Genomic DNA, 14,213 nt, shown 5'->3' with positions numbered 1-14,213 from the left:
GTCCCAAGGGTATGGCTGTTCGCCATTTAAAGTGGTACGCGAGCTGGGTTCAGAACGTCGTGAGACAGTTCGGTCCCTATCTGCCGTGGGCGTTGGATGATTGAAGGGAGTTGCTCCTAGTACGAGAGGACCGGAGTGAACGAACCTCTGGTGTTCGGGTTGTCACGCCAGTGGCACTGCCCGGTAGCTAAGTTCGGAATCGATAACCGCTGAAAGCATCTAAGCGGGAAGCGAGCCCTGAGATGAGTCATCCCTGACCCCTTGAGGGTCCTAAAGGGCCGTTGGAGACCACAACGTTGATAGGCGGGGTGTGTAAGTGCAGCGATGCATTGAGCTAACCCGCACTAATTACCCGTGAGGCTTAACCATACAACACCCAAGAAGTGTTCTAAGGCTTGTAACAGATACCAAGCGAACTACTAATTCAGTGATAATGACCTAGTCGTTATTCACGTCAGCTTTCTAGATTAAGAATTTGCCTGGCGGCCATAGCGCCGTGGAACCACCTGATCCCATGCCGAACTCAGAAGTGAAACGCGGTAGCGCCGATGGTAGTGTGGCATTCGCCATGCGAGAGTAGGACACTGCCAGGCACTCAATTAAACAGCGATGTGAAGAATCACGTCACTGGCTGCGAGGATGACACCTCAGAAAATGCAGCAGAAGATTTAGCGAAAGCTAACCGAATGCGGAGCGGTAGTTCAGTCGGTTAGAATACCGGCCTGTCACGCCGGGGGTCGCGGGTTCGAGTCCCGTCCGCTCCGCCACTAATTTTAAGGCCTTCCCGATTGGGAAGGCCTTTTTGCTATGGGTGGTTTTGTCCATAAGTCCCACAGATTTGTACGCAAGAACCAACACAAAGCCCGGCCTCACGACTGGGTTTTGATGTTTTTAGTCTGCTGGTGAGTTGCCGACATCCCACCACGATGGCAATACCTTCCCCTGTTGGCGTTCTGGCTACTATTTCCAACTCTGTATCGCAGCACATCCCATCTTGGCCATATTGTTCCGCAGCGAGCTGATAGAGCTTGAGGATTAAATCAGGCCGTCTTGCAATGGTACGTCATCACTTCCTCTTGTTTGTGTAATCCCCTTGTTTGTTTATAGATTTATTCCATTAAAACAGTCTCTTATCAAGAATGAGCTGTTTTGCAGCAGGAATACCATACGAGGCGAACGATAATGATTGTTATTTGAATTGTTGGGATGGGGTAGTTACAATGCGGGCTGATTAATAAAGTGCTTTTCAAATGAGCCTTTTTTGATGCTGCACCTGGCCGGATGCCAAGGCGTTGTAACGAATGAAGTAAGGGAATACGCCACCTTCCTACTAAAAACGTTCAGGCTAAAACATGACAACAGTGAAACCGAACAAGCTTGCCTTGCTGGTCTGCTCCCTTCTTGCGACCCAGGCCCACGCAGCCAAACAAGAGGTGATGGTCGTCACCGCTTCCGGCTTCCAGCAGAAGATTGAAGACTCTGCTGCCTCCATCTCTGTGATTACCCGTGAGCAGCTGGAGAAGCGGGCCTATCGCGATGTGACCGATGCCCTGAAGGATGTTCCCGGTGTTGTGGTGACTGGCGGTGGCAGCAGCAGTGATATCAGCATTCGCGGTATGGGATCGAAATACACCCTGATGCTGGTTGATGGCAAAAAGGTGGATAGTCGTGGTACTCGCCCCAATAGCGATGAAGCTGGTATCGAGCAGGGCTGGCTGCCGCCACTGCAGGCGATCGAGCGCATTGAGGTCGTCCGTGGTCCCATGTCATCCCGTTATGGTTCAGATGCCATGGGTGGTGTGATTAACGTGATTACCCGCAAGACCACCGGTCTGGCCTGGCAGGGGTCGGTTCACGCAGATTCGACCTTCCAGGAGAACAAGGATGCCGGTAATAGCTTCCAGACCGATGCCTATACCGCAGGTTCATTGATCGATGGCGTGTTGGGGCTGCGCTTCAATGGCCAGCTGGCTCATCGTGGCGAAGACAAATTTACCCAGGGTTTTGCCGAGCAGGAGACTCGCAGTGGCACGGCAGTGCTCAGCTTCAAGCCTGATGAGCAGAATCGCTTCGATCTGGAGGCCAGTCGCAGTCTGCAGGATCGGGATCGCACGGCCGGCAATTCGCTGGATGTCAAGGCGACAGATAGCCTCTATCGCTACGAGCGCACCAACTATGCGCTGACCCATGATGGTCAGTATGATTTCGGCTCTTCCAGCAGCTATCTGCAGCAGGAGGCCAACAGTAACCCCGTTCGCAAGATGGAGCTTACCAATACCATCGCCGATACCCATACCCAGTTTATTCTGGGGGATCATTACTTGAGTGTCGGTGGTCAGTATCGTTATGAGGATCTGCACGATCAAGGCAATGCCCTGACAGTGGCCAACCCTGCCGAGCAGCTGACCCGCTGGAGCTGGGCAATGTTTGTCGAGGATGAGTGGTCACTCACTGACAGCTTTGCCCTGACCGGAGGCGCCCGCATGGATCGGGACCAGAACTACGGCTCTCACTGGAGCCCTCGTCTCTACGGCGTCTGGCATCTGGATGATAGCTGGACGTTGAAAGGAGGCGTCTCGACCGGCTACCGCTCCCCTGACTTGCGGATGTCGGCGGCCAACTGGGGCCAGGCTACTGGCGGCCGCAGTCAGGATGGCGTACTGGTCGGCAACCCTGATCTCAAACCAGAGACCAGCGTGAGTGAAGAGATCGGCCTGCTGTGGAACGGTCATCAGGGGCTCAACGCCGGAGTGACCCTGTTCAACACCGACTTCAAGAACAAGATCTCCGAAGTGCGTCGTTGCACCAGCAAGAGCGATCCCGCCTGTACCCTCAATGGTCACAGTTATGACTTCATCAGCGATCGGGTCAACGTCGACAAGGCGAATATGCGCGGGGTCGAGGGGATGATGGATTGGGCTATCAATGAGGATTGGTCGGTCAGCTCCAGCTACACCTTCACCCAGTCCGAGCAGAAGAGTGGTCCACTGGCGGGTCATGCCCTCAACCAGAGGCCCCGCCACATGCTCAACGGTAGTGTTGACTGGCAAACCACCGAGGATCTCAGCCTCTGGTCACGGGTCAACTTCCGTGGCGAGACCTCCGAGTACCTGAGCCGGGTCAAGATGGCGGAGGGGACCCCTTCCTACACCTTCTTTGACATGGGCCTGGTCTACAAGGCCAACAAGCATCTGGATCTGACTGCCGGGGTCTACAACCTCTTCGACAAGACGGTGGATTACAGCAGCTATGGCACTGTGCTGGATGGTCGCCGTTACAACCTGGGCGTGACCTACAACTTCTGATAGGGAACCACTCATGCGGCCGCCATCTTCCGATGGCGGCCGTTTTTATTGCGTGTCCGTCAGAGGGCTATCCCTGATAGGCGGCGGCTTGCCAGGTATTGCGCCCCAGTCCCTTGGCCTGATACATGAGGGCGTCAGCCTGCCGTAGTAGCTGGTCGGCATCAGCCTCTCTCTCTGCGGCGACCCAGACTGCCCCGGTGCTGATGGAGAGGGCCACCTCGCCGCTGCTGGTGTGCAGGGTTTGCCGGTTGCTCTCCAGGCAGATACGCTCGGCCCACTCTTCTGTCTCTGCCAATGTGGCCAGCGGTAGCAGCAGGCAAAACTCTTCGCCGCCGATGCGGGCCAGCAGAGCCTCTTTGGGCAACAGGTTGGTCACAGTCGTGGCCAGCTTTTCCAGCAGCAGATCCCCGATGCCATGACCAAAGCGGTCATTGGTCTCCTTGAAGTGATCCACATCGAACAGCAACAGGGCACAGGGCTCCCCGCTTGCCAGTCGTTGCTCCATGGCGGGCATGAATGCCCGTCGGTTGAGCAGACCGGTCAGGGGGTCGGTACTGGCTTGTTTCTCCAGTCTGGCGTTGGCGCGGCTCAACTCGGTGGTACGGCTGGCAACGGCGCGGCGCAGTTGCACTATGTAGGCCACCATGATCAATGCCCCGGCCAGCAGTAGCCAGGGACCGAGATGGATGGGGTAGACGGTTTCGACATGCATCCATTTGCGGATGATCCGCTCCCGATCGCTCTCTTTGAGCTTGGCGAAGCCCTCTTCCAGCCGGTTTAGCAGGGCAAGGTCACCCTTTTTCACCGCAAAGCGGATCTGGTCGGTATAGAGGTGGCGAACCGGAATAAAGCGGGTGGGATCGTCCGAGGTATAGATGTAGAAGTTGGCGACCTGCAGATCGGCGATAAAGGCCTTCACTTCACCCTTGAAGGCCGCAGCCAGCAGGGTGTCATTGTCATTGAAGGTCTGCAGTCTGGTGCCGGGGAAGTAGCGTCTGGCGTAATACTCCTCGTAGCCACCGGCTACCACACCGACCGTTTCATGGAGCAGGTAGTAATGTACATCGGTGCCGCGCAATTCGCTCGAGAAGAAGAGTTGGGAGTCGAGCTGGGCGAGAGGGCGGCCATAGTCGAACAGTTTGTCCCGCTCCGGTGACCAGAGCAGTCCGGCGTGAACGTCCGCCTTCCCCTCATGGAGCAGGTCGAGGGAGCCTTGCCAGTCGACCAGCCTGAACTCGATCTTCTGGCCGGTCACCCGGGCATATTCACGCCACAAATCGATCAGCAGGCCATCCGGCTGGCCCGACTCATTGATATAGGAGAAGGGCTGCCAGGCTTTGGAGTTGGTAATGATGATCGGCTCTTCCGGAGCTTTGGCCCAGACAGGCAGAGCAAGGGCGAGTAGCAGGAGCCCCCATCCGATACTGACTATGACTCCTGTCCTGGAAGAGGCCATCCTTGCTCCAATCCGTTGCCGTATACCGTCCCGTGGTCATCGATTATCACCGCCTTTCTGATCGAAGAACAAGCGCTCAAATGATGAAGTTTGCATGATGCAAATGGCGCCATGACAAGGCTGGCGGATAGGGTAACTACTTACAGCGGCAGGCTGATCCGCGCCTCCAGTCCCCCCTGTGGCCGATTGAGCAGGGTCAGCTCGCCGCCGTGCTGATGGACCAGGGTGCGGGCGATGGAGAGCCCCAACCCGACACTGCCGGACTCGGTATTGCGCGCTTCATCGAGCCGCACGAACGGCTTGAACACATCCTCCAGCCGCGCCGGATCGATCCCCGGCCCGTTGTCGCAGACCCGGATCAACAGCTCCTCCTTGCGCCGCTCCAGCGACACTTCGGCGCTGCCGGCATATTTGATGGCGTTGCCGATCAGGTTCTGCAACACCCGGCGCAGGGTGTTGGCCCGGCAGGCGTAGACCTCTTTGCCTTCCGCCAGACAGGTGACCGGCTGGCCGGTATCGGCATAGTCATCGCACAGGCTGACCAGCAGGCTGACCAGATCCAGCTCGCGGGTAGCCTCCTGCTGCCCCTCCTCGCGAGCAAAGCTGAGGGTCGCGGCCAGCATCTGCTCCATCTGTTGCAGGGTCTGCTGGATCCGCTCCTTGTCCTCGCCATCGGCCAGAAACTCGGTGCGCAGCCGCAGGCTGGTGATGGGGGTACGCAGATCGTGGGAGATGGCCGCCAGCATCCGGGTTCTGTCCTGCACGAAGCGGTCGAGCCGGGTGTGCATCCGGTTGAAGGCCTGAATCGATTCTCGGATCTCGGTCGGCCCCTCCTCTTTCAAGGGCTCGATATCCTCGCCCCGTCCGAGCCGCTCCGCATTGCCTGCCAGCTGCTTGAGCGGGCGAGTGGCACGGCGAAACAGCAGCACCATCAGTCCGATCACCAGACTGGCGACCAGCATCAGGTTGAGGGTGGTCTGCCACGACCAGCTGCCCGCCTCCTTGTCGACCAGCGAGCTGAACTGCAGCCAGCCCCCCTGCGGCAGTTCGATGGAGCCATAGAGCCGCATATCCCGCGGCGGGGGCGGTCCCTTGCGATCCCGCATCATGCGGGCATGATGTTCCCACGCCTTGCTGCGCTGGGTATCCTCTTTCAGCTCGGCGCTGATCTCGACCGTGAGGCCGGCGGGGTAGTTGAGGCGCGAGCGCACCAGCTGCTCGAAGCGGGGACTGCGGTTATCCGGTTGCAGCGGCTCGTCGGAGAGGCGCAGTAGCAGGGTCTCGCTGCGGCTCGCCTTGAGGATCTCGTCATAGAGGGACGGGGGGAGAGGGAGAGCAGCCTGACCACCGAGATGATCCGCTGCATGGCGTTGCGGCTGTTGACGAAGCCGAGCGCCTCCTCCCGATCCGTGCGGTAGATCTGGATACTGAGCAGCTGGATCAGGATCAACCCCGCCAGCGCCACCAGAATGATCTGGCCGGTCAGCCCCTTGGGCCACATCCGTGCCCACAGTCGTCGCAAGGTGCCCACTGCTTAAACCTGCGTCACGTCGGCGGAGAACATATAGCCGCCACCCCAGATGGTTTTGATCAGCTCCGGATTCTTGGGATCCCGCTCCAGCTTGCGGCGCAGGCGGCTCACCAGGGTATCGATGGCGCGATCAAAGGCTACCGCCTCGCGGCCACGGGCCAGATCCAGCAGTTGATCCCGGCTCAGCACCCGCTGCGGGCGTTCGAGAAACACCTTGAGCAGATCGAATTCGGCGGTGGAGAGGCTGAGGCCCACTCCATCCTCATCGACCAGCTCCCGGCGATTGACGTCGAGCAGCCAGCGATCGAAGCGCAGATCCCGGGTCAGGGTTTCGGCGGCGGGTTGGTTATCCGCCTGGGTGCGGCGCATCACCGCCTTGATGCGCGCCAGCAGCTCGCGCGGATTGAAAGGCTTTGCCAGATAGTCATCAGCCCCCATCTCCAGCCCTATGATGCGGTCGGTCTCTTCCCCCATGGCCGTGAGCATGATGATGGGCAGGTTCGATTTGACCCGCAGCTCGCGGCAGAGGGTCAGACCATCTTCACCCGGCATCATCAGATCCAGTACCAGCAGGTCGAACTCCCGCTCCTCCAGCAGTCGCTTCATCTCCTTGCCATCCCGTGCGCAACTGACCCGAAGGCCGTGCTGCTCCAGAAAGCGCTTCAAGAGATCGCGGATCTCGCTGTGATCGTCGACCACCAGAATGTGGGTGTTGCCCTGGTTCATGAATACCTCCCCTGCTTGGCGTTGGCACGAGTATACGAAAATCCGCCCGGCGGTTTGTGTCAAAGTGTGCCAGATCCGCACGATGCCACACTCTGCTACAAAAAAGGGCGATGCTGGCAAAGTTCAGACACCGATAGGGTATTTACTTGAGGGCAAGGCAAGAGCGCCGAACCAGAATCATCCCTACAGGAGATAGACCATGAAAAAGCTGACCAAAACCCTGCTGACCGCCACCCTGATCCTTGGCCTGCCGCTGGGTGCCTATGCTGCCAGTGAAGCAGCCCCCACCGGCCAGCCCGGTGCCATGGTGGATTGCCCGATGGACGGCGGCGGCATGATGGGTGGCAAACACCACGGTGGTCGCCACGACAAGATGGCCCGCATGCAGAACATGACCCCGGAGCAGATCCAGGCCAACCTGCAGCAACGTTATGATCGCATTGAAGATCCGGCCAAGAAGGCGGAATTCATCAAGAAGCTCAGCGAGCGTGCCGCCGGTATGACCAAGCACGCCGAAGCGATGAAGCAGTTCGCTGAAGCGAACCAGTAACAACGCCAGCTGTTATCAACCCAAGGGTGGCCGAGGCCACCCTTTTTGTGATCGTATCGATCCATTTTCGCTCGAATCCTTATCTTGCTGTCGCTTATGTGAGCGATGGCAAACGCGCCGTGAGCGAATTGCAAGATAATGCCCGCTCATATAACAAGCTGCAGTTAGCAGTGGCCGAAAACAGGAGAGGGTATGGGTTGGGATCTGGGGACAATCAAGGGGCGATATACCGCCGTTTTTCTGGGATTCATGGTGGCGGTCTGTGTGCTGACCGTAATCGGCATCCAGTTATGGGTCAAACCCGAGCTGCAACGGGCGGGTGAGCAGAATCTGGTGCTGCGGGTCAGCGAGATTGCGACCGACATTCGCGATCAGCTCAACGGGGTGCAGAGCCAGTCACGCAGTATCACCCAGCTGGTGGCCCAACTGCCGAGTGAGCAAATCGATGCTGTTCTCCCTGCTCTGATCGATCAATATGGCAATGCCATGGTGTTTGGTGGCGGCATCTGGCCGATGCCGGATCAGCGGGAAGCCGGTCGCATCAAGTTCAGTACCTTTTTTCATCGGGATGGTGCCAACAAGCTGATCCCCAACACCTACTGGAACTCGGCCGAGGCGCCCAACTATTTCGAGCAGCCCTGGCACAGAGCCGGGCAGCAGGCGGCGAAAGGCATGTGTGTCTGGGCGGCGGCTTACAAGGATGGTGCCAGCCAACAGCCACGCACCAACTGTGCCATGGGGATCTATCGTGACGGCTCCCTTTACGGGGTGTCCACCATCGATGTGACGCTGGGTTTCTTCAATGATCTGGTCGCCAAAAAAGAGCAGGAGATCGGTGGTCAGGTGATGATCGTCGAGGCCGACGGCAAGATCCTCAGCAAGAATGGTCGCTTGAGCGGGGATGTGGTGCTGGGCAACCTCTCATCTCACGGGGACTATCCCTTTGCCAGCGCCATCGCCAGCCTGCTGGGGCAAGGTAATGGCGCCGCATTGCAGCGCACTACCTTTCAGGATCTGGGTGAAGAGCAGACATTGCTGATGCAACCCATCGAAGGAACCCCCTGGCTGTTGGCGGCGGCGCTGCCGACCAGCACCCTTACCCACGACAGTCAGGAGGTGCTCAAGACGCTGGCAGCGATCCAGCTACCGCTAGTGGTGCTGCTGTTTGCGCTGATGTTGATGGCCATCAAGCAGCTGGGCAGTCGACTCGACACCCTCAAGCAGAACATCGATGCGCTCTCGGCCGGAGATGCTGATCTGACTGCCCGGATCCGGGTCAAGGGGCACGATGAGCTGGACCATATCGCTCAATCGGTGAACCGCTTTATCGCCTATCTGCAGCAGATGATGTTGCAGGTGACCGAGACCACAGAGCTGATTACCCGTGAATTGGCCCAGCTGGATCAGCAGACGGGGCAGGCCAGACGCATTCTCGGTGAGCATGCCGCCGAGACCGATCAGATAGTGACAGCCCTGACCGAGCTCAGCTCCACTGCCGACAGTGTGGCGCACCACGCGAGCGATTCCGCCAGCTTTACCGAGTCTGCCAATGGTCAGGCGATTCAGTCCCGTCAGGTAGTGGGTCAGGCCTCTGCCAGTGTGGCGGCGCTGATCGATGAAGTGGATCTTGCTGCGACCAAGGTATTGGGGATGCAGGAAGATGCTCGCCAGATCAGCAGTGTACTCGGCGTGATCGGCGATATTGCTGCCCAGACCAACCTGTTGGCACTCAACGCGGCTATCGAGGCGGCGCGGGCCGGTGAGCAGGGCCGTGGTTTTGCCGTGGTTGCTGATGAGGTGCGCGCACTGGCGGCGAGAACCCAGAATAGCACTGCCGAGGTGGGGAGCATGCTCTCCCGGTTGACGCAGGGGGTGGCAGAAGCCGTGGTGGCCATGGAGCACACCAAGCAGAGCTGCCAGGCGGCGACCGAGAATACCGAGCAGGTGACAGGCGGGCTCGACAAGATGGCGGATGCCGTGGTGCAAATAAATGATCTGGGTACCCAGATTGCGACTGCGGCAGAGGAGCAGAGCCGGGTGACCGAAGAGATCAACCGCAACATGGTCACCATCCGCGACATGGTCAATCTGCTGGTGGATAACGGTCAGAATACCGAACAGTGTTCGGCCACCCTGCTGGAGTCCAATCGCCAGCTGGTGGCGTTGGTGCATCGCTTCAAGGTGTAATAAACCGATCATAAAAGAGGGGAAGCCCGGTGCTCCCCCTCTTGCTATCTGTGCCGATGCGGGCGTGCAGCCACTCCACCGGACGAGCGAACTTAGCCCTGAGCCTTGTCGGTCAGGTCTACTTTCTTGACGGTATCACCTTCGAACTTGATAACGACGTTCTTCTTGGCTGCGTCGGTATCTTTCAGCAGGGTTTTGGTGGTTTCTGCCAGCAGTGGAGAAGCCTTCTTCAGGGCATCCAGATCATAGGTCCACACTTCCAGACCGGCCTCGGTCTTGGTAGAGGCAGGAGCGCCCAGCTTCTCTTTGACTGCCTGCTTGTTGGAGCCGCCTTCCTTGATATCCAGTGCCTTTTTGATGGCTTCGTTGGATGCGCTGTCCATGGCACCAGATACGGCAGTGCTGGCCGCATCCTTGACGCTGCTGGTGACGCTGTCGGTCAGCGAATCCATCAGGCCGGCATTGGCAAACAGGGGCAGGGTGGTGAGGGCAACCAGCAAACTCTTTTTCATTTTCTACAGCTTCCATGGGTTCAATGAGGCGGCTATGAAATCAGCAAAGATATTGGGCGTCAAGTGAGGCATGCAATTAACATTTCTGTTAACTGGATCTCATTTCTCACCAGCTGCAAACAGTTTTGGTATCTCCCGCACCAGCCAGCTTTTGGCCTTGCCCATGGTGTCTCGCCGCCAGGCCAGCACGACCTGCAGCTGATGGCGATATTCGGGGCTGATCACCTTAAGCCGTCCGGTCCGGATGTCCTCCTCAATCCAGCTCTGTGGCATGGTGCCGACCCCGATCCCTGCCAGCAGGGCATCCCGTTTCTCCGTCATGGTGCTGACAGTGAGGCGCGGCTGCTTGTCGAGCAGGCGGTAGGTGAGCACCGGTTTGCGCAGGGCTGTGTCGGCCACCGCGATGGCGCGGTAGCGGCGCAGGGTTTCGTCAGCCAGAGGCTCCGGCTCCTGATGGAGAGGGTGGTCGGGGTGGGCGACATAGAGCATGACCTCTTCTTTGATCACCTGATGCTTGATGCCGGCCATCATGATGCCCGGATTGATCGTGGAGATAAGCAGGTCGGCACGGCCATCCTCCAGACACTCCCAACTGCCCGCCAGTACTTCGGCGCGCAACCTGAGTCGGGTATCGGTCTGTTCAGCCAGCTTCTCAACCAAGGGATAGAGGGCCTGTACCGGGACCAGCGCATCGACGGCGACTGTGATGTCGGTCTCCCAGCCACGGGCCAGCGCCCGGGTCTCACCCACCAGATGCTCGGCTGCTTCCAGCAGCATGCGCCCTTGCTCCAGCAGCATGCGGCCCGCCGGGGTGAACTTGGTGCGGTGGCCGCTGCGGTCAAACAGCATAGCGTCCAGCTCGTCTTCCAGCTTCTGCACCGTATAGCTCAATGCCGAGGGCACCTTGCCCAGCTCGTCGGCTGCCGCCGCGAAGCTGCCACGGCGGTCGATGGCGTCCAGCACCCGGATTGCCTCCAGGGTCAGTGCCCGCTCCTTGTTCGATTCCTTGGTCATTCCTCACCTTCAATTTTTTTGAATATGTTTGCCAGTTTATCTCGCTAACTGTGTAAACCCACCAGGTTGTTCACAGATTGAAGACGACTGATGGGGGGCTGGTAGCCCAGACTGGCATGAGGACGATGCCAGTTGTACTCATGCAACCACGGTTGCAAGTGCTCTGCCCGTTGCTCTGACGAGTCATAGCTCCGTGCATAAGCCCACTCACGCAGGGCGGTCTGAATGAAGCGCTCTGCTTTGCCATTGGTTTGTGGTGTGTAAGGCTTGGTGCGCAGATGCTTGAGCCCCAGCCGACGACACAGCTTCTGGAAGCGTTTCGACCGGTAACAGGCTCCATTGTCCGTGAGTAGCCGACTGAAACAAATGCCGAGCCCGGCGTAGTAGCGAAGTGCCTGTAACAGCGCCAGGCAGGCACTGCGTCCCGTTTCATCAGGATGCAGAGCGCTGAACGCCACACGGGAGTGGTCATCAATCGCCACATGAACACACTCCCACCCTGCGCCGCGTGAGTCCTTGCTGCGGTCGCCGGTGATACGATGGCCGGGACGGTGGAAACGCCCCAACTTTTTGATGTCCAGATGCAGCAAGTCACCCGGTTTCTCATGTTCATAGCGTTGTACTGGAACAGCTGGGGCCAGATTGGCCAATCGATGAAGTCCCATGCGCTGCAAGATGCGGGCGACAGTACTGTGCCCTATGCCCAGATATTGGCTGATGTGCCGATAGGTCCGTCGCTGCTTGCGCAGTTCGATAATCCTCTGCTGGCGCTGGTCATCAATGGCATGAGGGCAAGATGCGGGTCGAGAAGAGCGATTGTACAAACCATCAGGTCCCTCCTGGCGATATCGAGTGAGCCACTTGTAAGCGGTGCGGATACTGACCCCGGCAGCGTGAGCGGCCTCTTCAACGCGCAGGCCCTGCTCAAGGATACGCTGGACAAGAAGCTGTCGACCAAAGACGGTTAATCGGGCATTTTTATGATTGTTCACTCGGGCACCTCGGATGATTGGTTTGGTTGGTGCCTCCAATTCTCCGGGAATGCCCCGAGTGAACAACCTACAGAGAGATCACAGCTAACAAGTTAGGTCGTGTCACTTTAATATTCAATCAACGCTTAGGCAGGAACGTCGAGCGGCCAAATATGCGGGTATTTCCGTACTGTAACGCACCAAATCGGTCGGTCTGACGTCGGTGAAAGAACAACACACTATTTGAATAACCTCTTGCATGGATGCATTGATTCTGGCCGAAACGGCCTTGGCAACGACATATAAATCAAGAGAGTGAATGAACATGAAAAACGTAATCAAGATGCTGGCCGTTGCAGGCCTGATGGCCACAGGTTTCGCCCAGGCTTCCGTACCAGCTGACTTCAGTGCTATGCCCGGCGTACTGTTTGTGAAGTGGAACTCCACTGCCGCACTGGATGGCAAAGCCAATCCGCTGCTGGAGGTGCGTGACGAGTCTGGCGATCTGCTGGCATCGGTTCACGCCACCCTGACGGGTACCCAGCAGGTGCGGATCCCGAACCGCACCCAGGGCAACCTGACCATCAGCCTGGCTGACCAGAGCAGTGAATACCGTATTCCGTTCGGCATCGGTGGTGGCAAAGACCGCTAAGTCGAACCCCGGATAGATGAGGAGCAGACCATGATGCAATTGAGAGCCGCAGAAGCGCGGGGCAAGGCCAACTTTGGCTGGCTGGACGCGCGTCACAGTTTCTCCTTCGGTCACTACTATGACCCACAGTGGATGGGGCACTCGGTACTGCGGGTGATCAATCAGGATCGGGTTGCGCCGGGTGGCGGATTCGCCACCCACCCTCACGCCAATATGGAGATCCTCACCTGCGTGCTGCAAGGCACCATTGAGCACAAGGACAGTCTCGGCCATGCCGAGCAGATCCCGGCAGGGGATTTCCAGCTGATGAGCGCAGGCAGCGGGATCCGCCACAGCGAGGTCAACCCCTCGCAGACGGCTCCTCTCTCCCTGTTGCAGATCTGGATCGAGCCGAATGAAGTCGGCACGCCACCCGGATATCAGCAGAAGAAAATTGAGTCCAGACCGGGTATGACGCTGGTGGCGTCACCGGATGGCGAGGCGGGATCCTTCGTGATCCGCCAGCAGGCCCGCGTATGGCGGCTGGAGCTGGCCCCGGGCGAAACGCTCGAATGGGCACTGGCTGGCCGACACGGTTACCTGCAGATGATTTCAGGTACGCTTGCCGCCAACGGTCTGGCTGCCCGACCCGGCGACGGGGTACTCAGTCGTGATGAATACCGGTGGGAGCTGGTGGCGACCAGTGCCAGCCAAGCTCTGTTATTTGACCTACCCTGAAGCAGTCAGCGGTGATGTGACACAAACGAGGAATATGAAATGGACAAGATGAAAGATTTGGCACTGCTGGCGGGTCGTGTACTGTTGGCGCTGATGTTCGTCATGGCGGGCTGGAGCAAGATCGGCGGCTATGCCGGAACCCAGGGCTATATGGAAGCGATGGGCGTACCGGGCTTTATGTTGCCGCTGGTGATCCTGCTTGAGCTGGGTGGTGGCCTTGCCGTCGTGCTCGGTCTCTTTACCCGTAGCCTCTCCGTGCTGCTGGCCGGTTTCACCCTGATGGCTGCCTTTATTTTCCACTATCAGCCTGCCGAACAGATGCAGATGCTGATGTTTATGAAGAACGTCTCAGTGGCCGGTGGTTTCCTGGCGCTGGCGGCGGCCGGAGCAGGGGCGTTCAGTGTGGATGCCCGTCTCGGCAAAAACTGGTAACAGCTAGTCAGTTTGAGTTTTCCAAGCCTTTTGGCCGGTGCAACTGCACCGGCTTTTTTCTGTCTGCGTTTTCCGGGTCGGTGAGGCTGCTGCACAAATCTGCGGCACCCCTCATGGTTCAGCTGTTTACTCGCCTGCTGGCCACAAGAGCCTTTTGCAT

11 protein-coding genes, 1 tRNA gene, 2 rRNA genes and 1 pseudogene (1 of these 15 cut by a window edge) are annotated in these 14,213 nt (G+C 58.3%); 9 read left to right on the top strand and 6 right to left on the bottom strand.

All coding sequences use genetic code 11. The features are described from left to right. The 4 genes from ACTG1K_RS01515 to ACTG1K_RS01500 form a co-directional block, all read left to right on the top strand. Positions 1-369 (top strand): 23S ribosomal RNA (locus ACTG1K_RS01515) (it extends 2,520 nt beyond the left edge of the window). Between the two features lie 109 nt (positions 370-478). Then, positions 479-593 (top strand): 5S ribosomal RNA (gene rrf / locus ACTG1K_RS01510). A 97-nt stretch (positions 594-690) separates the two neighbouring features. Then, a tRNA-Asp gene (locus ACTG1K_RS01505) sits at positions 691-767 on the top strand. 585 nt (positions 768-1,352) lie between these two features. Further along, on the top strand, positions 1,353-3,305 hold the full coding sequence (locus tag ACTG1K_RS01500; protein WP_263718884.1) for a ligand-gated channel protein: 1,953 nt from the start codon (positions 1,353-1,355) through the stop codon (positions 3,303-3,305). Between the two features lie 67 nt (positions 3,306-3,372). Here the strand turns inward: ACTG1K_RS01500 and ACTG1K_RS01495 are convergent, their stop codons facing one another. The 3 genes and pseudogenes from ACTG1K_RS01495 to ACTG1K_RS01485 form a co-directional block, all read right to left on the bottom strand. Then, positions 3,373-4,761, bottom strand: coding sequence for a transporter substrate-binding domain-containing diguanylate cyclase (locus ACTG1K_RS01495; RefSeq protein WP_440004738.1), 1,389 nt, complete (start codon positions 4,759-4,761; stop codon positions 3,373-3,375). 140 nt (positions 4,762-4,901) lie between these two features. Further along, positions 4,902-6,262: pseudogene (locus tag ACTG1K_RS01490) on the bottom strand (ATP-binding protein). A gap of 33 nt (positions 6,263-6,295) precedes the next feature. Further along, positions 6,296-7,018, bottom strand: coding sequence for a response regulator (locus ACTG1K_RS01485; protein WP_042052907.1), 723 nt, complete (start codon positions 7,016-7,018; stop codon positions 6,296-6,298). A 199-nt stretch (positions 7,019-7,217) separates the two neighbouring features. Here ACTG1K_RS01485 and ACTG1K_RS01480 point away from each other — a divergent pair, with 199 nt between their 5' ends. After that, positions 7,218-7,568 carry a hypothetical protein gene (locus ACTG1K_RS01480; protein WP_219594990.1) on the top strand — a complete coding sequence of 117 codons (351 nt, stop codon included), beginning with the start codon at positions 7,218-7,220 and terminating at the stop codon, positions 7,566-7,568. A 192-nt stretch (positions 7,569-7,760) separates the two neighbouring features. Next, complete coding sequence (locus ACTG1K_RS01475; RefSeq protein ID WP_376889550.1) at positions 7,761-9,755, top strand: methyl-accepting chemotaxis protein; 1,995 nt, start codon at positions 7,761-7,763, stop codon at positions 9,753-9,755. Between the two features lie 92 nt (positions 9,756-9,847). Here ACTG1K_RS01475 and ACTG1K_RS01470 read toward each other — a convergent pair whose 3' ends face one another. The 3 genes from ACTG1K_RS01470 to ACTG1K_RS01460 form a co-directional block, all read right to left on the bottom strand. After that, positions 9,848-10,267, bottom strand: a complete 420-nt coding sequence (locus tag ACTG1K_RS01470) for a hypothetical protein (protein ID WP_440004737.1) — start codon at positions 10,265-10,267, stop codon at positions 9,848-9,850. A gap of 99 nt (positions 10,268-10,366) precedes the next feature. Beyond that, positions 10,367-11,281 carry a LysR family transcriptional regulator gene (locus tag ACTG1K_RS01465; RefSeq protein ID WP_440004736.1) on the bottom strand — a complete coding sequence of 305 codons (915 nt, stop codon included), beginning with the start codon at positions 11,279-11,281 and terminating at the stop codon, positions 10,367-10,369. Between the two features lie 44 nt (positions 11,282-11,325). Then, positions 11,326-12,273 (bottom strand): IS481 family transposase, encoded by a 948-nt coding sequence (locus ACTG1K_RS01460; protein ID WP_440004735.1) that lies wholly within the window; start codon positions 12,271-12,273, stop codon positions 11,326-11,328. 298 nt (positions 12,274-12,571) lie between these two features. On the opposite strand from ACTG1K_RS01460, the gene ACTG1K_RS01455 reads away from it, so the two are divergent. The 3 genes from ACTG1K_RS01455 to ACTG1K_RS01445 are packed head-to-tail and all read left to right on the top strand — an operon-like array spanning position 12,572 to position 14,053. Then, a complete protein-coding gene (locus ACTG1K_RS01455; RefSeq protein WP_440004734.1) occupies positions 12,572-12,904 on the top strand; it encodes a hypothetical protein in 333 nt (110 codons plus the stop codon). Positions 12,905-12,934: 30 nt separating this feature from the next. After that, positions 12,935-13,621, top strand: a complete 687-nt coding sequence (locus ACTG1K_RS01450) for a pirin family protein (protein WP_440004733.1) — start codon at positions 12,935-12,937, stop codon at positions 13,619-13,621. Between the two features lie 39 nt (positions 13,622-13,660). Next, a complete protein-coding gene (locus tag ACTG1K_RS01445; protein ID WP_408780738.1) occupies positions 13,661-14,053 on the top strand; it encodes a DoxX family protein in 393 nt (130 codons plus the stop codon). Positions 14,054-14,213 lie beyond the last annotated feature (160 nt).

It is taken from the genome of Aeromonas sp. 102P (assembly GCF_051920345.1).
Classification (GTDB): domain Bacteria; phylum Pseudomonadota; class Gammaproteobacteria; order Enterobacterales; family Aeromonadaceae; genus Aeromonas; species Aeromonas veronii.
Note: the sequence above shows the minus strand (reverse complement) of the source record. Positions and strands in the feature narration are given on the sequence as shown.